17 protein-coding genes and 2 pseudogenes are annotated in these 14,021 nt (G+C 59.4%); 12 read left to right on the top strand and 7 right to left on the bottom strand.

Features of this window, described 5'->3' with window-relative positions; all coding sequences use genetic code 11:
• Window positions 1-22 precede the first annotated feature (22 nt).
• The 9 genes and pseudogenes from ACQZ5H_RS26055 to ACQZ5H_RS26095 all read left to right on the top strand — a co-directional run.
• Complete coding sequence (locus ACQZ5H_RS26055) at window positions 23-202, top strand: hypothetical protein (RefSeq protein WP_102022169.1); 180 nt, start codon at window positions 23-25, stop codon at window positions 200-202.
• 582 nt (window positions 203-784) lie between these two features.
• On the top strand, window positions 785-2,065 hold the full coding sequence (gene repC, locus ACQZ5H_RS26060) for a plasmid replication protein RepC (protein WP_449099381.1): 1,281 nt from the start codon (window positions 785-787) through the stop codon (window positions 2,063-2,065).
• Window positions 2,065-2,568: a thermonuclease family protein gene (locus ACQZ5H_RS26065; RefSeq protein WP_449099441.1), complete on the top strand. Its 504-nt coding sequence runs from the start codon at window positions 2,065-2,067 to the stop codon at window positions 2,566-2,568. The genes repC and ACQZ5H_RS26065 overlap by 1 nt, the downstream gene beginning before the upstream one ends.
• A gap of 394 nt (window positions 2,569-2,962) precedes the next feature.
• Window positions 2,963-3,295, top strand: a complete 333-nt coding sequence (locus ACQZ5H_RS26070; protein ID WP_149740632.1) for a DUF736 family protein — start codon at window positions 2,963-2,965, stop codon at window positions 3,293-3,295.
• Between the two features lie 119 nt (window positions 3,296-3,414).
• Window positions 3,415-3,621 carry an antitoxin VbhA family protein gene (locus ACQZ5H_RS26075; RefSeq protein WP_113460381.1) on the top strand — a complete coding sequence of 69 codons (207 nt, stop codon included), beginning with the start codon at window positions 3,415-3,417 and terminating at the stop codon, window positions 3,619-3,621.
• A 65-nt stretch (window positions 3,622-3,686) separates the two neighbouring features.
• The gene (locus ACQZ5H_RS26080) at window positions 3,687-4,751 is read left to right on the top strand and encodes a Fic/DOC family protein (protein WP_449099382.1); all 1,065 of its coding nucleotides are present in this window, start codon (window positions 3,687-3,689) and stop codon (window positions 4,749-4,751) included.
• 219 nt (window positions 4,752-4,970) lie between these two features.
• Window positions 4,971-5,198, top strand: a pseudogene (locus ACQZ5H_RS26085) (ArdC-like ssDNA-binding domain-containing protein); the annotation flags it as partial.
• Window positions 5,199-5,774: 576 nt separating this feature from the next.
• On the top strand, window positions 5,775-7,466 hold the full coding sequence (gene ltrA, locus ACQZ5H_RS26090; protein WP_312223675.1) for a group II intron reverse transcriptase/maturase: 1,692 nt from the start codon (window positions 5,775-5,777) through the stop codon (window positions 7,464-7,466).
• A 73-nt stretch (window positions 7,467-7,539) separates the two neighbouring features.
• Window positions 7,540-8,217: pseudogene (locus ACQZ5H_RS26095) on the top strand (ArdC family protein); the annotation flags it as partial.
• Between the two features lie 22 nt (window positions 8,218-8,239).
• On the opposite strand, the gene ACQZ5H_RS26100 reads toward ACQZ5H_RS26095, so the two are convergent.
• Complete coding sequence (locus ACQZ5H_RS26100) at window positions 8,240-8,416, bottom strand: hypothetical protein (protein ID WP_449099383.1); 177 nt, start codon at window positions 8,414-8,416, stop codon at window positions 8,240-8,242.
• 446 nt (window positions 8,417-8,862) lie between these two features.
• On the opposite strand from ACQZ5H_RS26100, the gene ACQZ5H_RS26105 reads away from it, so the two are divergent.
• The 3 genes from ACQZ5H_RS26105 (at window position 8,863) to ACQZ5H_RS26115 (ending at window position 10,141) form a co-directional block, all read left to right on the top strand.
• Window positions 8,863-9,174 carry a DUF736 domain-containing protein gene (locus ACQZ5H_RS26105; protein ID WP_011654735.1) on the top strand — a complete coding sequence of 104 codons (312 nt, stop codon included), beginning with the start codon at window positions 8,863-8,865 and terminating at the stop codon, window positions 9,172-9,174.
• Window positions 9,175-9,491: 317 nt separating this feature from the next.
• The gene (locus ACQZ5H_RS26110) at window positions 9,492-9,662 is read left to right on the top strand and encodes a hypothetical protein (protein ID WP_449099384.1); all 171 of its coding nucleotides are present in this window, start codon (window positions 9,492-9,494) and stop codon (window positions 9,660-9,662) included.
• Window positions 9,663-9,967: 305 nt separating this feature from the next.
• The gene (locus ACQZ5H_RS26115) at window positions 9,968-10,141 is read left to right on the top strand and encodes a hypothetical protein (RefSeq protein WP_449099385.1); all 174 of its coding nucleotides are present in this window, start codon (window positions 9,968-9,970) and stop codon (window positions 10,139-10,141) included.
• Window positions 10,142-10,187: 46 nt separating this feature from the next.
• Here the strand turns inward: ACQZ5H_RS26115 and ACQZ5H_RS26120 are convergent, their stop codons facing one another.
• The 6 genes from ACQZ5H_RS26120 to traC form a co-directional block, all read right to left on the bottom strand.
• Window positions 10,188-10,628 carry a thermonuclease family protein gene (locus tag ACQZ5H_RS26120; RefSeq protein WP_449099386.1) on the bottom strand — a complete coding sequence of 147 codons (441 nt, stop codon included), beginning with the start codon at window positions 10,626-10,628 and terminating at the stop codon, window positions 10,188-10,190.
• Window positions 10,625-10,933 carry a WGR domain-containing protein gene (locus ACQZ5H_RS26125; RefSeq protein ID WP_449099387.1) on the bottom strand — a complete coding sequence of 103 codons (309 nt, stop codon included), beginning with the start codon at window positions 10,931-10,933 and terminating at the stop codon, window positions 10,625-10,627. Before ACQZ5H_RS26125 ends, ACQZ5H_RS26120 begins: the two co-directional genes overlap by 4 nt.
• Before the next feature lie 208 nt (window positions 10,934-11,141).
• Window positions 11,142-11,339, bottom strand: a complete 198-nt coding sequence (locus ACQZ5H_RS26130) for a hypothetical protein (protein WP_449099388.1) — start codon at window positions 11,337-11,339, stop codon at window positions 11,142-11,144.
• Window positions 11,340-11,356: 17 nt separating this feature from the next.
• The gene (gene traG / locus ACQZ5H_RS26135; protein ID WP_449099389.1) at window positions 11,357-13,309 is read right to left on the bottom strand and encodes a Ti-type conjugative transfer system protein TraG; all 1,953 of its coding nucleotides are present in this window, start codon (window positions 13,307-13,309) and stop codon (window positions 11,357-11,359) included.
• Window positions 13,299-13,511 carry a type IV conjugative transfer system coupling protein TraD gene (traD, locus tag ACQZ5H_RS26140; protein WP_132280347.1) on the bottom strand — a complete coding sequence of 71 codons (213 nt, stop codon included), beginning with the start codon at window positions 13,509-13,511 and terminating at the stop codon, window positions 13,299-13,301. The genes traG and traD overlap by 11 nt, the downstream gene beginning before the upstream one ends.
• A 4-nt stretch (window positions 13,512-13,515) precedes the next feature.
• Window positions 13,516-13,788 (bottom strand): conjugal transfer protein TraC, encoded by a 273-nt coding sequence (gene traC, locus ACQZ5H_RS26145; RefSeq protein WP_449099390.1) that lies wholly within the window; start codon window positions 13,786-13,788, stop codon window positions 13,516-13,518.
• Between the last annotated feature and the right edge of the window lie 233 nt (window positions 13,789-14,021).

The raw sequence follows: 14,021 nt of genomic DNA on the forward strand, positions 1-14,021 counted from the left end.
CCACTATTCCCGAGGATAAGCCGTGCTCGCTTCCGATCCTGATCCGACCCTTGCCGCCGAAAGCTGCTGTCAGCTAATCAACGCCTATCTGAGCGACCCGGAGCATGTTGATTGGGATGAAGTGCAAAAAGCACTCGATACAGCGCTAAAGGCCTTCGATCTACCGCCGACCTATCTTGAGGATGCTGCTCAGCGCGGCTGAGCCTGCTTCAAGATCGCACTTTAGCGCCCGCCTTGGCATCGAGCCAATGCGGGCGCTTTCGCAGGTGCGTGGGAGGCAGAAACGTATCGGGGGACGGCAGATCAGGCCGCTTGTTGAGAGGAGGCCCTAGCCCCCTCCTCTCAAACTCTCCTCCCCACCCGTTGAATTTATCCAACAATAACGGGGGGTATATCATCGTCTGGAAACGTCCCGGTCTTGAACGTGAAGCGGGGTTAGAAGCAGAGTGCAGCTCTAAAATACTGGAAAAATAGCGCTTTTTATATGCCGGCTGAGCCGACGCAGCAGCGCAGAAATGTGACAACTTGCATCAAATTGGTATCTCAGGCTACAAATCGCAATGAGCGGAGCCACAACCGATTCCGACTCACACATTCTAACAGTTTGTGGAGATAGCAACCGGCCCAGAAAAGAAAAACCGCTCCCGAAAAATCCGGAAGCGGTCTGCAGTTCGAAAATATAAAAGCACCATCGTTCTCGCAGACCTCCCCTCCGATGTCAATAATCAAAACGCCTTTTCGGTGAACGGCGGAGCTTTGTCTGGCCTCTGACAGGAGACGGACGATGGGGGAACCCACCCAATACAAGCGACCGACTGGTCGCAGAATGACGAAGGAGCGAGCCGAATTTCGGCGACTGGCGCAGTCAACGGAAATCGGAGCGGTGACGCGTGGCCAGCTTGCGGTGCTCGCTAAGAATCTGATGACGATCGGAATGATCACGACCTCAGAATATGCGTTGCTCGAGGCTATCATAACGACCGCCAAGGCCGATGCCTTTGACAAAGGCGGGCGCCCGATCGTCTACAAGTCGAACCGACAGCTGGGGTACGACATCAACAAGTCACCGGGACGCGTAAGCCGAATTCTCTCCCGATTGTACGACCTCGGCCTTGTCACCATGCAGGACAGTGCGAATTTCAAGCGCTATCCGATCCGCGATGGCGAAGGAGATATTGCCGACGCCTGCGGCATTGATCTGCGCGTCCTGATCGCTCGGTACCACGAGCTTGATCAGCTGGTGCGCCAGAAGCGGGAAGAGATTCGAGTTCGCGACAACGCGGCGCGTCGCTTCCGGGACGCTCTGCGTGCCGCGAGGTATGCTCTCGTGTCCTCGACCGATCGCGGCGAAGTCATTCTTGGGCGGATCGCGTCCCGTGTTGAAAGGGTCGCAGCCTTCATTGGATCAGCCAGGCACGCATCGGCCCACGTCCTCCGGAAGGCAACAATGCTTTTGGAGTGGCTTGCAGACCGCCTGCGCAACGTGAATCGGGCACCCCAAGGGTCCGACATAGATACAAATATGACATGCACGGATGTCGAGAACGACATGCACATACAGATTACAACCACGAAACCTTTTGGACCTCGTAATGATGAACGGCGTTCGGCTAACGCCGAACAAGTCAGTTCACGAGGAGCTGGCTCCGCCAGCAAGAGGGCTTTTGAGAAAAGCCTGGGCAGCCGTTCGAGCCAAAGCAATAAGCAATTGCAAGTGCGGCCTTCACTTGTGGCGCTGGAGGATGTGTGGCGGGCTACGCCAAGCCTTGCCGAATATGGCTACCACCCCCCGCGCAGTTGGGCGGACCTGGACCGGATCGCTCCCAAACTTTGCCGCATCGCCGGCGTGTCCGAGGATGCGCGCCAGCGCGCCGTAGACCGAATGGGCCAGCAGGCGGCTGCCGTTGCGATCGCTCTTACCTTTGAGAAATACACGCGCGCCGAAATCAGCTCGCCGGGCGGCTATTTGCGGGCCATGACAGACCGTGCCGCGAGGGGAGAGCTTCATCTAAACCGCTCGGTATTTGGGCTGGTAGCCCGCAACTCAATGGAGGCACACTCGTGATAGAAAATCGCTCAATTGGAGCCGCGCTGGCCGCGCTTCTGTTCACCGCGTCTTCTGCAGCGGCCGACTATTCAGGCCGAGCGCGAGTGATCGACGGTGACACCTTCAGCATTCGCCAACAGAGGATCCGTATCGCGGCCATTGACGCCTGTGAGCGGGACCAGACCGGCTCCAAAAACGGTGTGACATGGAATTGCGGGATTGAGGCACGTCGCTTCCTCGCCCGCATGATCGATGGCAAGCATGTCCGCTGCATTGAAGTCGATCGAGACCAGTACAAACGCCTTGTCGGCCAGTGCTTTGTCGAGAACTCGGATATTGGCCTCGAGATGGTGAAGGCGGGCCAAGCCACCCTCTTGTTGCGATATCTGCCAACATCCCACCCGATCGACCTGAGCCAGTACCGCCGCGCCGAGAATCTAGCCCGACAGCTCGGCCAAGGCTTGTGGGGTGCCAATGTCGAAACGCCCTCCTCCTATCGCCGCAGCCATTCCGGCAACTGAACGACTACCGGCGCTGCTGTGGGCAACAGATGGCGAGATCTCACGTTTTGCGGAACTCTCGGTTCCCCCAGCCACTTGTTTCGGGGTGTCGGTTCGGTTGCATTCCGCACGATCGCGCCCTTGACCTGTGCCGATGTCTCATTTGTCGAGGTGACGTGTTGCTGCAAGCGCTCAGGCCCCACACCTCCAAAGTGGTTGCTCTTGATGCCCGTTCGCACGGCGACGCGGTTGGCGCAAAGCTGTTCGTCTCCAAATTTTCCCCGCCTTCGGCTTCCTCGCGAAGCAAAATTTGTCCCCATCCAGCCTCCTTTGCTGCGCTCCGGCCTACGGTGCGCACCGCTTATCCCCGTGCCCTATGAACGATCATCGCAACCACCAAAGAGGAGTGATTAACATGAGCATGACCAACTTCATCCAGTTCGACAAAGACGACATCGACAACGCCAAGGGAACCGGCCTCATCTCCACCATCGACCGGGACCTGGACATCAAGGTCACACCGTTCGACTCCGCCAACGAAAAGGCTCCGACGCATCGCGTCTATGCCAAGTCACCTCGCGGCCACGACATCGAAGTTGGCGGCATCTGGAAAAAGACTAGCGGAGAAGGGAAGCCGTATTACACGCTCTCTATAAAACGCCTCGGCTTCAACGCCAACTTGGGCCGCTACCCCGGCCAAGATGACCTGGCGCTGCAGGCCATCATTGAATGGGAACCCCGCGATTGATCGCTCTGGGAGGCCCGATCTCTGATCGGGCTCCCACCATAAAAGAGCCGACTACCCCGCATTCGCTGGATATTTGGCTCCTTTTGTGCTACGTTGAATAGTAACTGGAGGCTCTGCCAATGAACGTTCATGCCCCCCGCCCCGATCGCTCTCCGGAAGCTGTTGCTGCCCGAAAGAAAGCCGTCGATCAGGCTCGTGCCGCCAATATGCGGCAGGGTTACACCGGCGATCCGGTTTTGGAAGAAGCAAACAGCCGTTACGTTGCCGGAGACATCACCTCCGACGAAATGCGCCAAGAGCTTCTGGCACGCTTTAAGCGGGCTTGATCATCGCCTAGAGATTTGTAGCGGCCGCCTGTGATCTCAGGCGGCTTTTTTGCATGAGGTTTTGCTTGGCGCGCGACGATGAAGCCAAAGGCTCCTACACCTATCCCAACACGTCAGAGGATAAGGATTTCAAGGATGTTCTGAAGAACAAGCTTGATATCAGGAGCCAATCTGCGCTGCGTGAAGCCGAATACGCATTCACAGCTTTGAGGCAAACGGAGCTGGCCGAGGGAAAAGGCCCGGTCGGTAATCACGATGCAGCGCATCTGAAGGCTCTGCACGGCTACATCTTCCAAGATGTCTATGAATGGGCAGGACATACGCGCAACGAAAGTCCTGTCGTCGATGGACAGCGGGTAGAGCCGGTAGGGGGGCTTTCGAAGGGTGACACGACCTTCCTGCCCGGATCGCGGATCGAAATGGGGCTCAACGAGGCACTGCGGCCCACCAAAGACGTTCAGGGCTTGCGAGCCGCCACACCTGAGCAATTCGCCGAGAAGGCCGCTCACGTCCTATCTGAGCTGAACTACGTTCATGCCTTTCGTGAAGGCAACGGAAGGGCAAACGAAGCGCTGGTGGTCTCATTGGGCCGCACCTACGGTCATGACATTGATCTTACCGTCATCACCAAGCCTCGCATGATCGAGGCATCCATTGAGACCACGAACGATCCGTCCAGTCCGGCGATGAAGCACCTCATCCAGGATGCGATGGAGCCTAACCGCCGCGAGGCGATCCGCAGTGCCATGTCAGATCTTGAGCAGGCTGGCGAGAAACCGTTCGAGCACAACATCCGCACGGCCCGCCCGGGCGAAGTGATCGAAGGGCAGGTTCTTGGGCATGACAATCGCGTGGCGAGCCTCGTGACCGACAGAGGGATCGTGGCCGTTGACCGCGCTGACCTTCCCGAGCGGATGCCTCCTGACGACGAGGAGTTTAAGTTCACCGCAAGATCTGATTTCAAGACTCTGGGTCGGCCGGAACAGGTCCAAGATGCCCATTCGCAACCAGGTCAGCAAAAGGCCCAAGAGCCTCAGTCGCAGCACATCAATGCCGAGTTTAAGGCTATCGAAGCGCAGCAGCTTGCCGATCGCCAGCGAAACCGCGACCACGACGACCGAGAGCGCTGATCTGGGCCTTGTCGCTGCAGTGAGGCCCGTGTCGTCGGCCGGGGTGCCAACGCTCAGGGCCCTCTTCTGTCCGTTGGATGGTTTGACGGACAAACTACGATAGCCCCTCACCCATTCAACCGCTTGCGCGGTCCTACACTCCGTTGCGGCCCTACGGGTGCATGGGCTCGTTTCGCTATCTTCGAATCTTTGCCGTCAACCAACGAACAGGAGACGGCAATGCAGAGCGTAAAGGACACCTACCAGCGGATCACCGACACCATCATCCAGCAGCTCGAGGCCGGCACCAAGCCTTGGATCCGGCCGTGGCGCGGCAACAGTCGCAGGTCGGTTATGCCGCTGCGCGCCTCCGGCGAAAGCTATCGCGGCATCAACGTGGTCATGCTGTGGCTTTCCGGGCAACTCGCAGGCTACGACGAAAACACATGGATGACGTACCGGCAGGCTGTGCGACGTGAAAGTCGCATGAAAGGAGTGACCCCATGGGTCCATGAGTAGTGTTCAACTCTGTCGCCACATTCCCCATGCGACGTCGGTAACGGCGTGGTGTGAAGCGGGAATGAAAGCCCAAGATGGAAATGCAGCCAACGCATTTTGTCGGGCGAGGCGAAGGTCGGAAGGGCGAACGCGAGTGAATTCTCATCGAAACGCGCCGTGAGGTAGTAAGGCCGTAACCGTTGGTTGACACGGCCGAGCTGGGCAAATGCGAACTGGGGTGAGCTTGGCCCCACCGCGAACACCGCGCCCCGGCGTACTGAGAGCGCCCGCCCCGACCGCATCTCCTTCATGTGGAACACGGAAACCCCGATGGGAACCGGTGGCAACGCCGGTAGGCCGACCGCAAGGGAAGCTGAATGCCCAGCGGGAACAGGAAGACCCAAGAAGCGAATGCCGGCAGATCGAAAGATCAAGGGAATCCATAACCTGCCGGATAGAGCAATGCTCAAGCCGAAAGGCTGCTGACGTGGGTTTGGTGAACCGCCCGAAGACGTTGTGATGATTGCTAACCGAGGGAAAAGTTAGGTGCGGAATTCTTCTGCAAACGGAACCAAGGGACAGACCGACTGGAATGCCGTCAACTGGCGGCAAGTCAATCGGCGCGTCCGCAATCTGAGACAGCGCATCTTCCGGGCGTCCCGTGAGAACGACCTTGCCAAGGTGCGTTCTTTACAGAACCTGATGCTTCGGAGTTACTCAAACACGCTGAAAAGCGTGCGACAGGTCACTCAGGAGAACAAGGGAAAATACACTGCTGGCGTAGACGGCGTCGTCACGACGACCGTCGAGGCTCGCAACGAGTTGGCCGACAGCCTCATGTCGGTTCAGCCGTGGCAAGCAGCGCCAGCGCGTAGGGTGTATATTCCGAAGGCAGGCGGGAAACTGCGCCCCCTTGGAATCCCAATCATCCGTGACCGAGCTTTGCAGGCGCGGGTGAAAAACGCGCTCGAACCCTTCTGGGAGGCACGCTTCGAGCCTTGCAGCTATGGGTTCAGGCCGGGACGGGGATGCCACGATGCCATAGCGAGAATCTACAATGTCGCCGCACCAGTGCGCCGCCGCCGATGGGTTCTCGATGCTGACATCAAAGGGGCGTTCGATAACATCGACCATGAATTCCTGCTCAACGCCATCGAAGGGTTCCCTGCAAAGGAGCTCATTCGTCAGTGGCTGAAAGCGGGGTACATGGAGCGCGGGGTCTTTCACGACAGCGATAGTGGTACGCCGCAAGGTGGCGTGATCAGTCCTCTGCTCGCCAATATCGCCCTGCACGGCATGGAGGCCGCGGTTGGTGTGAAATACATCACCCGCGGCGACAATGTCGGCAAGCGGTGTTTGATCCGCTACGCAGACGATTTTGTCGTCTTCTGCGATAGCGAAGAAGATGCGTGTCAGGCTCGGGTGGAACTATCCGCCTGGCTGGCAGCGCGGGGCCTTGTCCTCTCAGACGAGAAGACGCGGATAGTGCATCTATCCGATGGGTTCGACTTCCTCGGCTTCAACATCCGCCAATATCGGAGTCCGGAAACCCGATGGGGCTGGAAGCTGTTGATCAAGCCTTCCCGGAAATCGGTGAAATCGCTTAAAGCCAGGATGATACGGGAATGGCGAGGACTGGACGGTCAGAACATAGTCACCGTCCTTACTCGGCTAAACCCGATCATTCGAGGCTGGAGCAACTATTACCGGAGCGTGGTATCGAAACGGCTATTCGCCCAACTCGACAGCTGGATCTTTGGCAAAGAGGTCCGTTGGGCGCGGAAGACACATCCGCAAAAGCCATGGTACTGGGTCACGCGCAAATACTGGGGTAAGTTACACCCCAAGAGAATGGACTACTGGGTCTTCGGCGATGCTGCCGGAGACGGCGGTCGTCTCATCAAGTTTGCGTGGACCCCGATCGTTCGACATATCCTTGTGAAAGGGGGCGCATCGCCAGATGATCCAGCCCTCCGAGACTATTGGGTGCGGCGAAGATCGCGTCAGCATGCCGAGCTTTCCGGTCGGCAACAGGCTCTCGCCAAAGAACAAGGAGGCATGTGCTTCCGCTGCGGTGAGACCCTGCACAACGACGAGGCCCTGTGCGTTCACCACATCACGGCACCTCGCCTTGGTGGGAAACGCACGCTCGATAATCAGCGCCTCATGCACCTCTACTGCCATCTCCAGGCTCTTGCTGCGGAGAGGAGTGTACGGGATCGCAAGCGGTTTGCTTGAGCCGTGTGCGGGGAAACTCGCAAGCACGGTTCTGAGGGGGCGGGGCAGCGGCGACGCTGCCCCGCTACCCGACCTCGAGTTGGGGGCCGCTGTCCGCAAGGGCGAAACAGGCTCGACGGTTGTCTTTGCCAGTCGGTTCACGAAGTCCGAGGCGGATGGAAATGGAGGCGCCATCGATCGGGAAATTCCGTTCCTCAAGGCCTACTCAGTCTTCAATATCGAGCAAATCGACGGTTTGCCCGACCATTTCCATGACCGGCCAACGCCCGATCTCGATCCGGTCGAACGGATTGACGCTGCCGAGCACTTCTTCCGGAATACCGGCGCGATCATCCGCCACGGCGGCAATCAGGCCTTCTACGCACCGGGATCGGATTTCATTCAGATGCCACCGCTTCAGGCCTTCAAGGACGCGGCCAGCTATTACGCGACCCTGAGCCATGAAACGACCCATTGGACTTCGCCAAAAGATCGGGTCGGGCGTGACCTGTCGCGGTACAGCAAGGACCGCAGCGAGAGGGCACGGGAAGAGTTGATCGCCGAACTCGGAAGTTGCTTTTTGTGTGCCGATCTCGGTCTCGTTCCCGAGCTCGAGCCCCGGCCGGATCACGCTGCGTACCTACAGTCCTGGCTGTCGGTGCTGGCTGACGACAAGCGGGCGATTTTCCAGGCGGCGGCCCACGCGCAACGCGCGGTCACATTCCTGCATGGTCTTCAGGCCACCGGATCCGAAATCAGGGATGCAGCGTGATCGGCTTGTCTGAACAGATGCGCTAGGACCGGTCGCCAGCGACGATGGCGGCCGGCTCGTCTGTCTGGTCCACCTCGGCTAATCGATCATCGGCCATCCGCAGGTCCAGCGAACCCCAGATCGACGGTTTTTGAACGCCGGTCTTCACTTTCCGGGACTGCTTGATTTCGACGATGAACGGTTTCGTCTGCTTTGCCATAAATCCTCCAGGCGACGAATCGCCCGGAAACTCTACCGAGAAGGATTGGAGCCGCAAGCCTGGTTGGCCGGGAGATCGCGAATATGAGGTGCCTAAGCAGTGAACTCAGTGATCAGGCCGACCCAGTAGGGCATTCAATCGGGGTATGGTGTTGTCGGACGCCATTGCCATATCCCTTTCCCTTGACGACAGGGCTCCATTCGCGGGCTCGATGAGGCATGTCTGGCCGGAGAACGGCTTCGCCTCGCTCGTACTCCCGCAACGGCGCTGCGAGACTTTCATCCCCTGCCGGCTCAAGCCGTCATTCCTCGCGAAACAAGAAAGTCTCTCCACGCCGCCCTCCACGATGTTTCGGCCCGATGGGTGCGGTCCGATCGTCCCCGGCCTTTGCGACTGCCATCGAGGCCGCAATGGAGCGGCCCGAAACAGCGAAAAGGAATACGACAATGGCTACCATCGGCACCTTCACCTCCACCGAAAACGGCTTCACCGGCTCGATCCGCACCCTGGCCCTCAACGTAAAGGCCCGCATTGCCCGCATCGAAAATCCCTCCGACAAGGGCCCGCAGTTCCGCATCTTCGCGGGAGCCGTTGAACTCGGCGCCGCCTGGCAGAAGCGCTCGGAACAGACCGACCGCGACTACCTCTCGGTCAAGCTCGACGACCCGAGCTTCCCAGCTCCCATCTACGCGACGCTCTCCGAGGTCGAAGGTGAAGATGGCTACCAGCTGATCTGGTCCCGCCCGAATCGGGACTAAGAAGCCCGGCCCCGCCCGAAAGGGCGGGGTCATTCCTTCAGCGAAGATCGAAAGCCGGATCAGGCATTGAGCCTGGTCCGGCTTTTTTGGTGGCACACGAGAGGGAGGGATAGCTGCTCAGGAACCTGGAGTGTGCCGCTCGCGCATACCGGCTTCAAGGATGAGCGGTTCCCCCAATTTTCTCCAGCCGCCCGTGGCGCCTTCCGAAAATCGGCTCCCCCACTCCCCGGCCCTGCCGGTCGCATTCGCGATCCCTGACACCGCCATCCCCTCCCGGCTGGTGGCCTCGTCTTTCACAAACTCAAGGAGATGAGACGATGACGTTTTCCCTGGAACAGCACATCGAAGAACTGCGGGCCGAGCTTGCGAATTGCGCGGACTGGGACGAGCGCCTTCAGATCGAAGCGGCCTTGGCCGGCTCAAGGCAGGAGCTCGCCTTTGCCAACGCAGAGCTTGACGCCATGCTTTCGGAAGAACCGCCTTCCTGAGAGGTGCCGATCCACATACCTGCAAATCAAGTCTCAAATTGAGACTGCAGTGGCGGCAACGCCTTTGGCTCTCAGCAACGTTTCTTCTGTTGATCCCATTTCATCGACATCAGGGATGGTGCAACCCGGTCGTCACGCCGCAACCTTCCGGCATCAGAATTTTCCCCAGCCTTCAGCTTCCTCGCGAAACAAAATTCAGCTGCCTCCAGGTCCTCCGCTTTCGCTTCGGCCGTCCCGGTACGGCGCTCCTTTCCCGGTCTGCTCTTCATCCCCGCGATGAAACGCAATCAACAGGAGAAACCACCATGCAACAGCTCGCCAAGTTCCTTACCGCCACCGGCCGTCGTCTGCGCACTCTCGGCAAAGTCGTCGGTCACTTCTTCCGCAAAGGGAAGCTCGGCTTCAAGCTCGCGATCAAGATCCCCTTCTTCGTCGACATCGAGGTCAACTTCGAGACCGACTGGAACCGGCGCCCGTAAAGCGCCACACCGCTGAGGATCTGGCCCGCTCCGGCGGGCCGGTTCCTCAGCACCAGGGTTGGCGGCGGCCTGACCAAGTTCGCGCGAGGCCTTCTCTGACAAGAAGGTCGCCGAGACTTTGGCCATCGCGGACGAGCACCCGGAGTTTACGGCCATAGCGATCCATATCGCGGCCTGGCCACGCCTGAAGTTGAAAAGGTCCCTCGTTGACGAGCTCGATCAGGCGGCGTGTGGCTTCGTTCCCGAGCGCCAGCTCCGAGGAGCATTTCGGCGTGCTGATCTCAGGAGCGTCGATATCGGCAACCCGCACCTTCTCACCATTGATCCAAAGCGTATCACCGTCCACGACGCAGTTTTTCCGGACACCGGTGGAGCACTTTACAAACTTCGTGGTGACGCTGGATTGCGCTGCCTCGACAGCAGGGACAAGCGATACTGCAGAGAGAATGATCGCGACGGCTGTGAGGCCCGTCGGGGTTCGTTTCAACGGACTGTCCCAAGTTCGATTTCGGTTGAATGCGTCGCTCTATCACAGTCATGAGCCGTCGACGATTTGGTTCGGTACCCTCGAGCTCGTTTCTGTCGGGTCAGATCCAGGAACAGGGTAACGGCATCCTGTTCCCGCTCGAAATGGTGGATCAAGGTCTGGCCTTTGGCGCCGATCCTGCCCCACCGCCGTGTGAGGCAGAGCTCTCCGAAGAGATTGGCATCTATCGACATCGAGTAGAAGCGGGCCATGTTCCTGGCGCGATCCTTCCGTTCCACATAGAGCTGATAGGGCTGTGCGATCATGACCGAGACTCGCGCGTTTCGAATCTGCGGTCCAACGACAATTATGAATCGGTCTCGCATGATCGATTCAATCCGGTGAAGCATTCTAAGAGGGAGATGTTGGGCGATCCGCCTTCGGCGTACGGCTCTATTCGCCGAGGCGAACGAAGCCCGCAAGCGGTCTTCGCCCATTCGGGTCACGATCCTCTCGCGGGCACTGCGGCAGCCTTCAATACCCAAGGTATCCGAGGATATCCTCGCCATAATATTCACCCTCTTCGTCGGCATGAGCGATGACCTCGCCAGTGGCTTCATCGACCAATGCCTTATCGTCGCCGCGGACCGTAGCCGCAACTTCGTGGATGCGGCATTCCTCAATGGCCTCGTCTGCCGTAACCTGTGCCTCGCAGGCTTCCCAATATCGCATCGACGATGCTCCTGCGCTCAGATTGTTTCGGGAGAAACAGGGTCATCGACACCTGCTTCGCGTTGCTGAAACCTGTTCTCCGCCACGCACGAGGTCATGTCCGGACGACGGAACCAGATCGCGCGACCGCATCGCAGCGGAGCATTGCCCGCCGTGAAGACGATCTGCTCGTCTGCGCGCATCCGTAGAACCTCGTGGGGCTGGATCAACTGGCGTGAGGCAAGTTGTTTCGAACGTGTCCGCGATGATCCGCGCGACTGGAAACTGCGGCTGACCTGGTCGATTTCGACCGTGGTCGTGCCGCACCGGCGCGAGATATAGTCGGCTGTTTCAGGGTCGTTGATCGCGGCGAATGAGATCCAGCTGGCGCTCTCGAACCACTTGCTGGACGCGTCGCGCCCACCATAGGTTTCCCGCAGCTGGCCGATCGACTGATAGATCATCGTCAGCGTGATGCCGTACTTTCTGCCGGCATCACGCGCCGTTTCCAGCACCCGCATATAACCGAGCCTTGCGACCTCATCGAGGAGAAACAATGCCCGGCCTTTGATCGCTCCATCCCGGTTGTAGATCGCGTTGAGGAAGGAGCCGATCATGACGCGCGCCAGCCCGGCATGGGTCTCCAAGGTCTTGAGGTCGATATTGATAAACACGTCGGTCTCGCCATCCGCCAACGCATCGGTGGAGAAGCTCGATCCCGACACCAGCGCGCCGTAGTTCATGTAGCTCAGCCAGTGCGTCTCCTTGATCGCATTGGCGTAGACCCCGCTGAATGTTTCCGGCGTCATGTTGACGAAGGCGGCGACATTCTCCTTCACGAAGGCGGATCCGGAATTATCGTAGATCTCCTGCAGGCGTGCGCGGAGCTTTGGCTCCGGCTCCGACAAATTGGCGCGGACCTGCCGCAAAGTCTGGTGCTTCGCGTCCGTATGTCCGGAAAGGCAGACGTCGGCGATCATCGCCGTCAGAAGCTGAAGACCCGATGCACGGAAGAAGTCGTCGCGGACGCCAGTCGCGCGACCGCTGTCGCTCATGATCCATGACGCCACGGCGGCGATATCCTCTTCCTTGGTGCCGCCATGGCGACCGATCCAGTCGAGCGCATTGAAGCCGGAGCCTGTTTTTTTCGGGTCGAGGACGATGACGCGCCGGCCCGCCTTGCGCCGGTGCTCCATCACCATCGGTGCCACCTCATTGGATGGATCGAGGACGATGAGCGAGCCGCCCCATTTGAGTGCGGTCGGAACCGTAACGGAGGTGGTCTTGAAACCGCCCGAACCGGCGAAGACAATCCCGTGCGAGGAACCGAATGAGCCGTCGAAACACAACAGCGGTGCAGAGCCACCCTTGCCCCAGGTTGTTCGCTCACCCGGTCGAAATGCCGTCGCCGCCGGATCGTCCCGGTCCACACGATATCGCTCGCCAATGACGATACCGCCTGTTTCCGCAAAGAGCTTCTCAGCCTCCTGCATCGTCATCCAGTCTGCCTCTCCATGAAGGGCGCGTTTGCCACGGATGCGTCGCGGCTCGCTTCGCGAAAAGGCCGCATTGCCCATCCTCGCGACGCGCAGGGCGAAGACGGTGGTGAGCAATGCCGCGCCCGCTCCTGTGATGGTCGAAGGATCGGCATAGGACACAAGCGTCCTTCCCGTCGGGACCTGCTCGGCAAACGCCAGCAGGCGCGACGCCTCCCTGATCGCTGCGACGACGACCACGCCGGCGCCGCCCGCGGCGACGCTCCAACCAGCCGCCTTGACATTGATCGACCCCTTGGTTCCGAAGAGAAACAGGAGACCGCAGGCGCCGGCGAGCACATAGGGCAACGCCAGCCCGCTCCGCCCGAGCGTCAGCTTTGCCTGATCGGTCGTACCGAACGCCGAGAGCCACCGTTCGATGCCGGGCAGGCTCAAGCAAATGACAATCATGGCAATGGCCGGAATGCTTGCGACAAGGACCTTCCTAGGCGTCATCGGCAAAAGCCTTCGCACCGAGTTCACTCAGGCGGCTTCGCTCCGCCTCGTCGGATTTGATCCGCGCGCCGGCATCGATCAGGAGCCCGAGCAACAGCGCACGCTTCTCGTAGCGCAGACCTGCCTTGACGATCAGGCCGCCGAGTTCGATTTTCTCCCGCGCGTCCTTCTTGCGGGCTTCGGTCGCTGTCATCTTCTGCATGCGCTCAAGCCTCAGCAGATTGGCCCGCAGCCTCGCCAGCGCCGTTCGGCGCCGCGGTCGTGGGCTTGCGTCCCGGAGCCGATTTCGTGTCGTCTCGAAACCGGCTGGCAACCTCCTCGAATGCCGACAGAAGGTCAGCCTCTTCGATCTCGATCTCTCCGAGCCCTGCACGTATTGCGATCCGACCGATCCTCTCAGCGTCACGTGTTTCCGCTTCCTTCAACTTCTCCTGCAGGCGAGCAATTTCTTCCCGGATTTTGGCAGTTGGCTTCTTCATGGGCGTGGCTTCCTCATTGCTGATGGTTCGATGAAGACGAAACCTGCCCCGAATTTTCTCCCACTGGAAAGGTGCAATGTTGCACCTCGCCAAAGCGCCAGCTTTTGGCGAATGATCCCGCCGTTTCGAAGAAGCGGATCCAAGGGCGCAATTATACGTCGCTGACGCGACGTGCTCGAAAGAGCGGCCTGGCGGGGCCGCAGCGATCTCCGAAGCGGTTGGATTCGTTGATG

It is taken from the genome of Rhizobium sp. 21-4511-3d, from assembly GCF_053522545.1.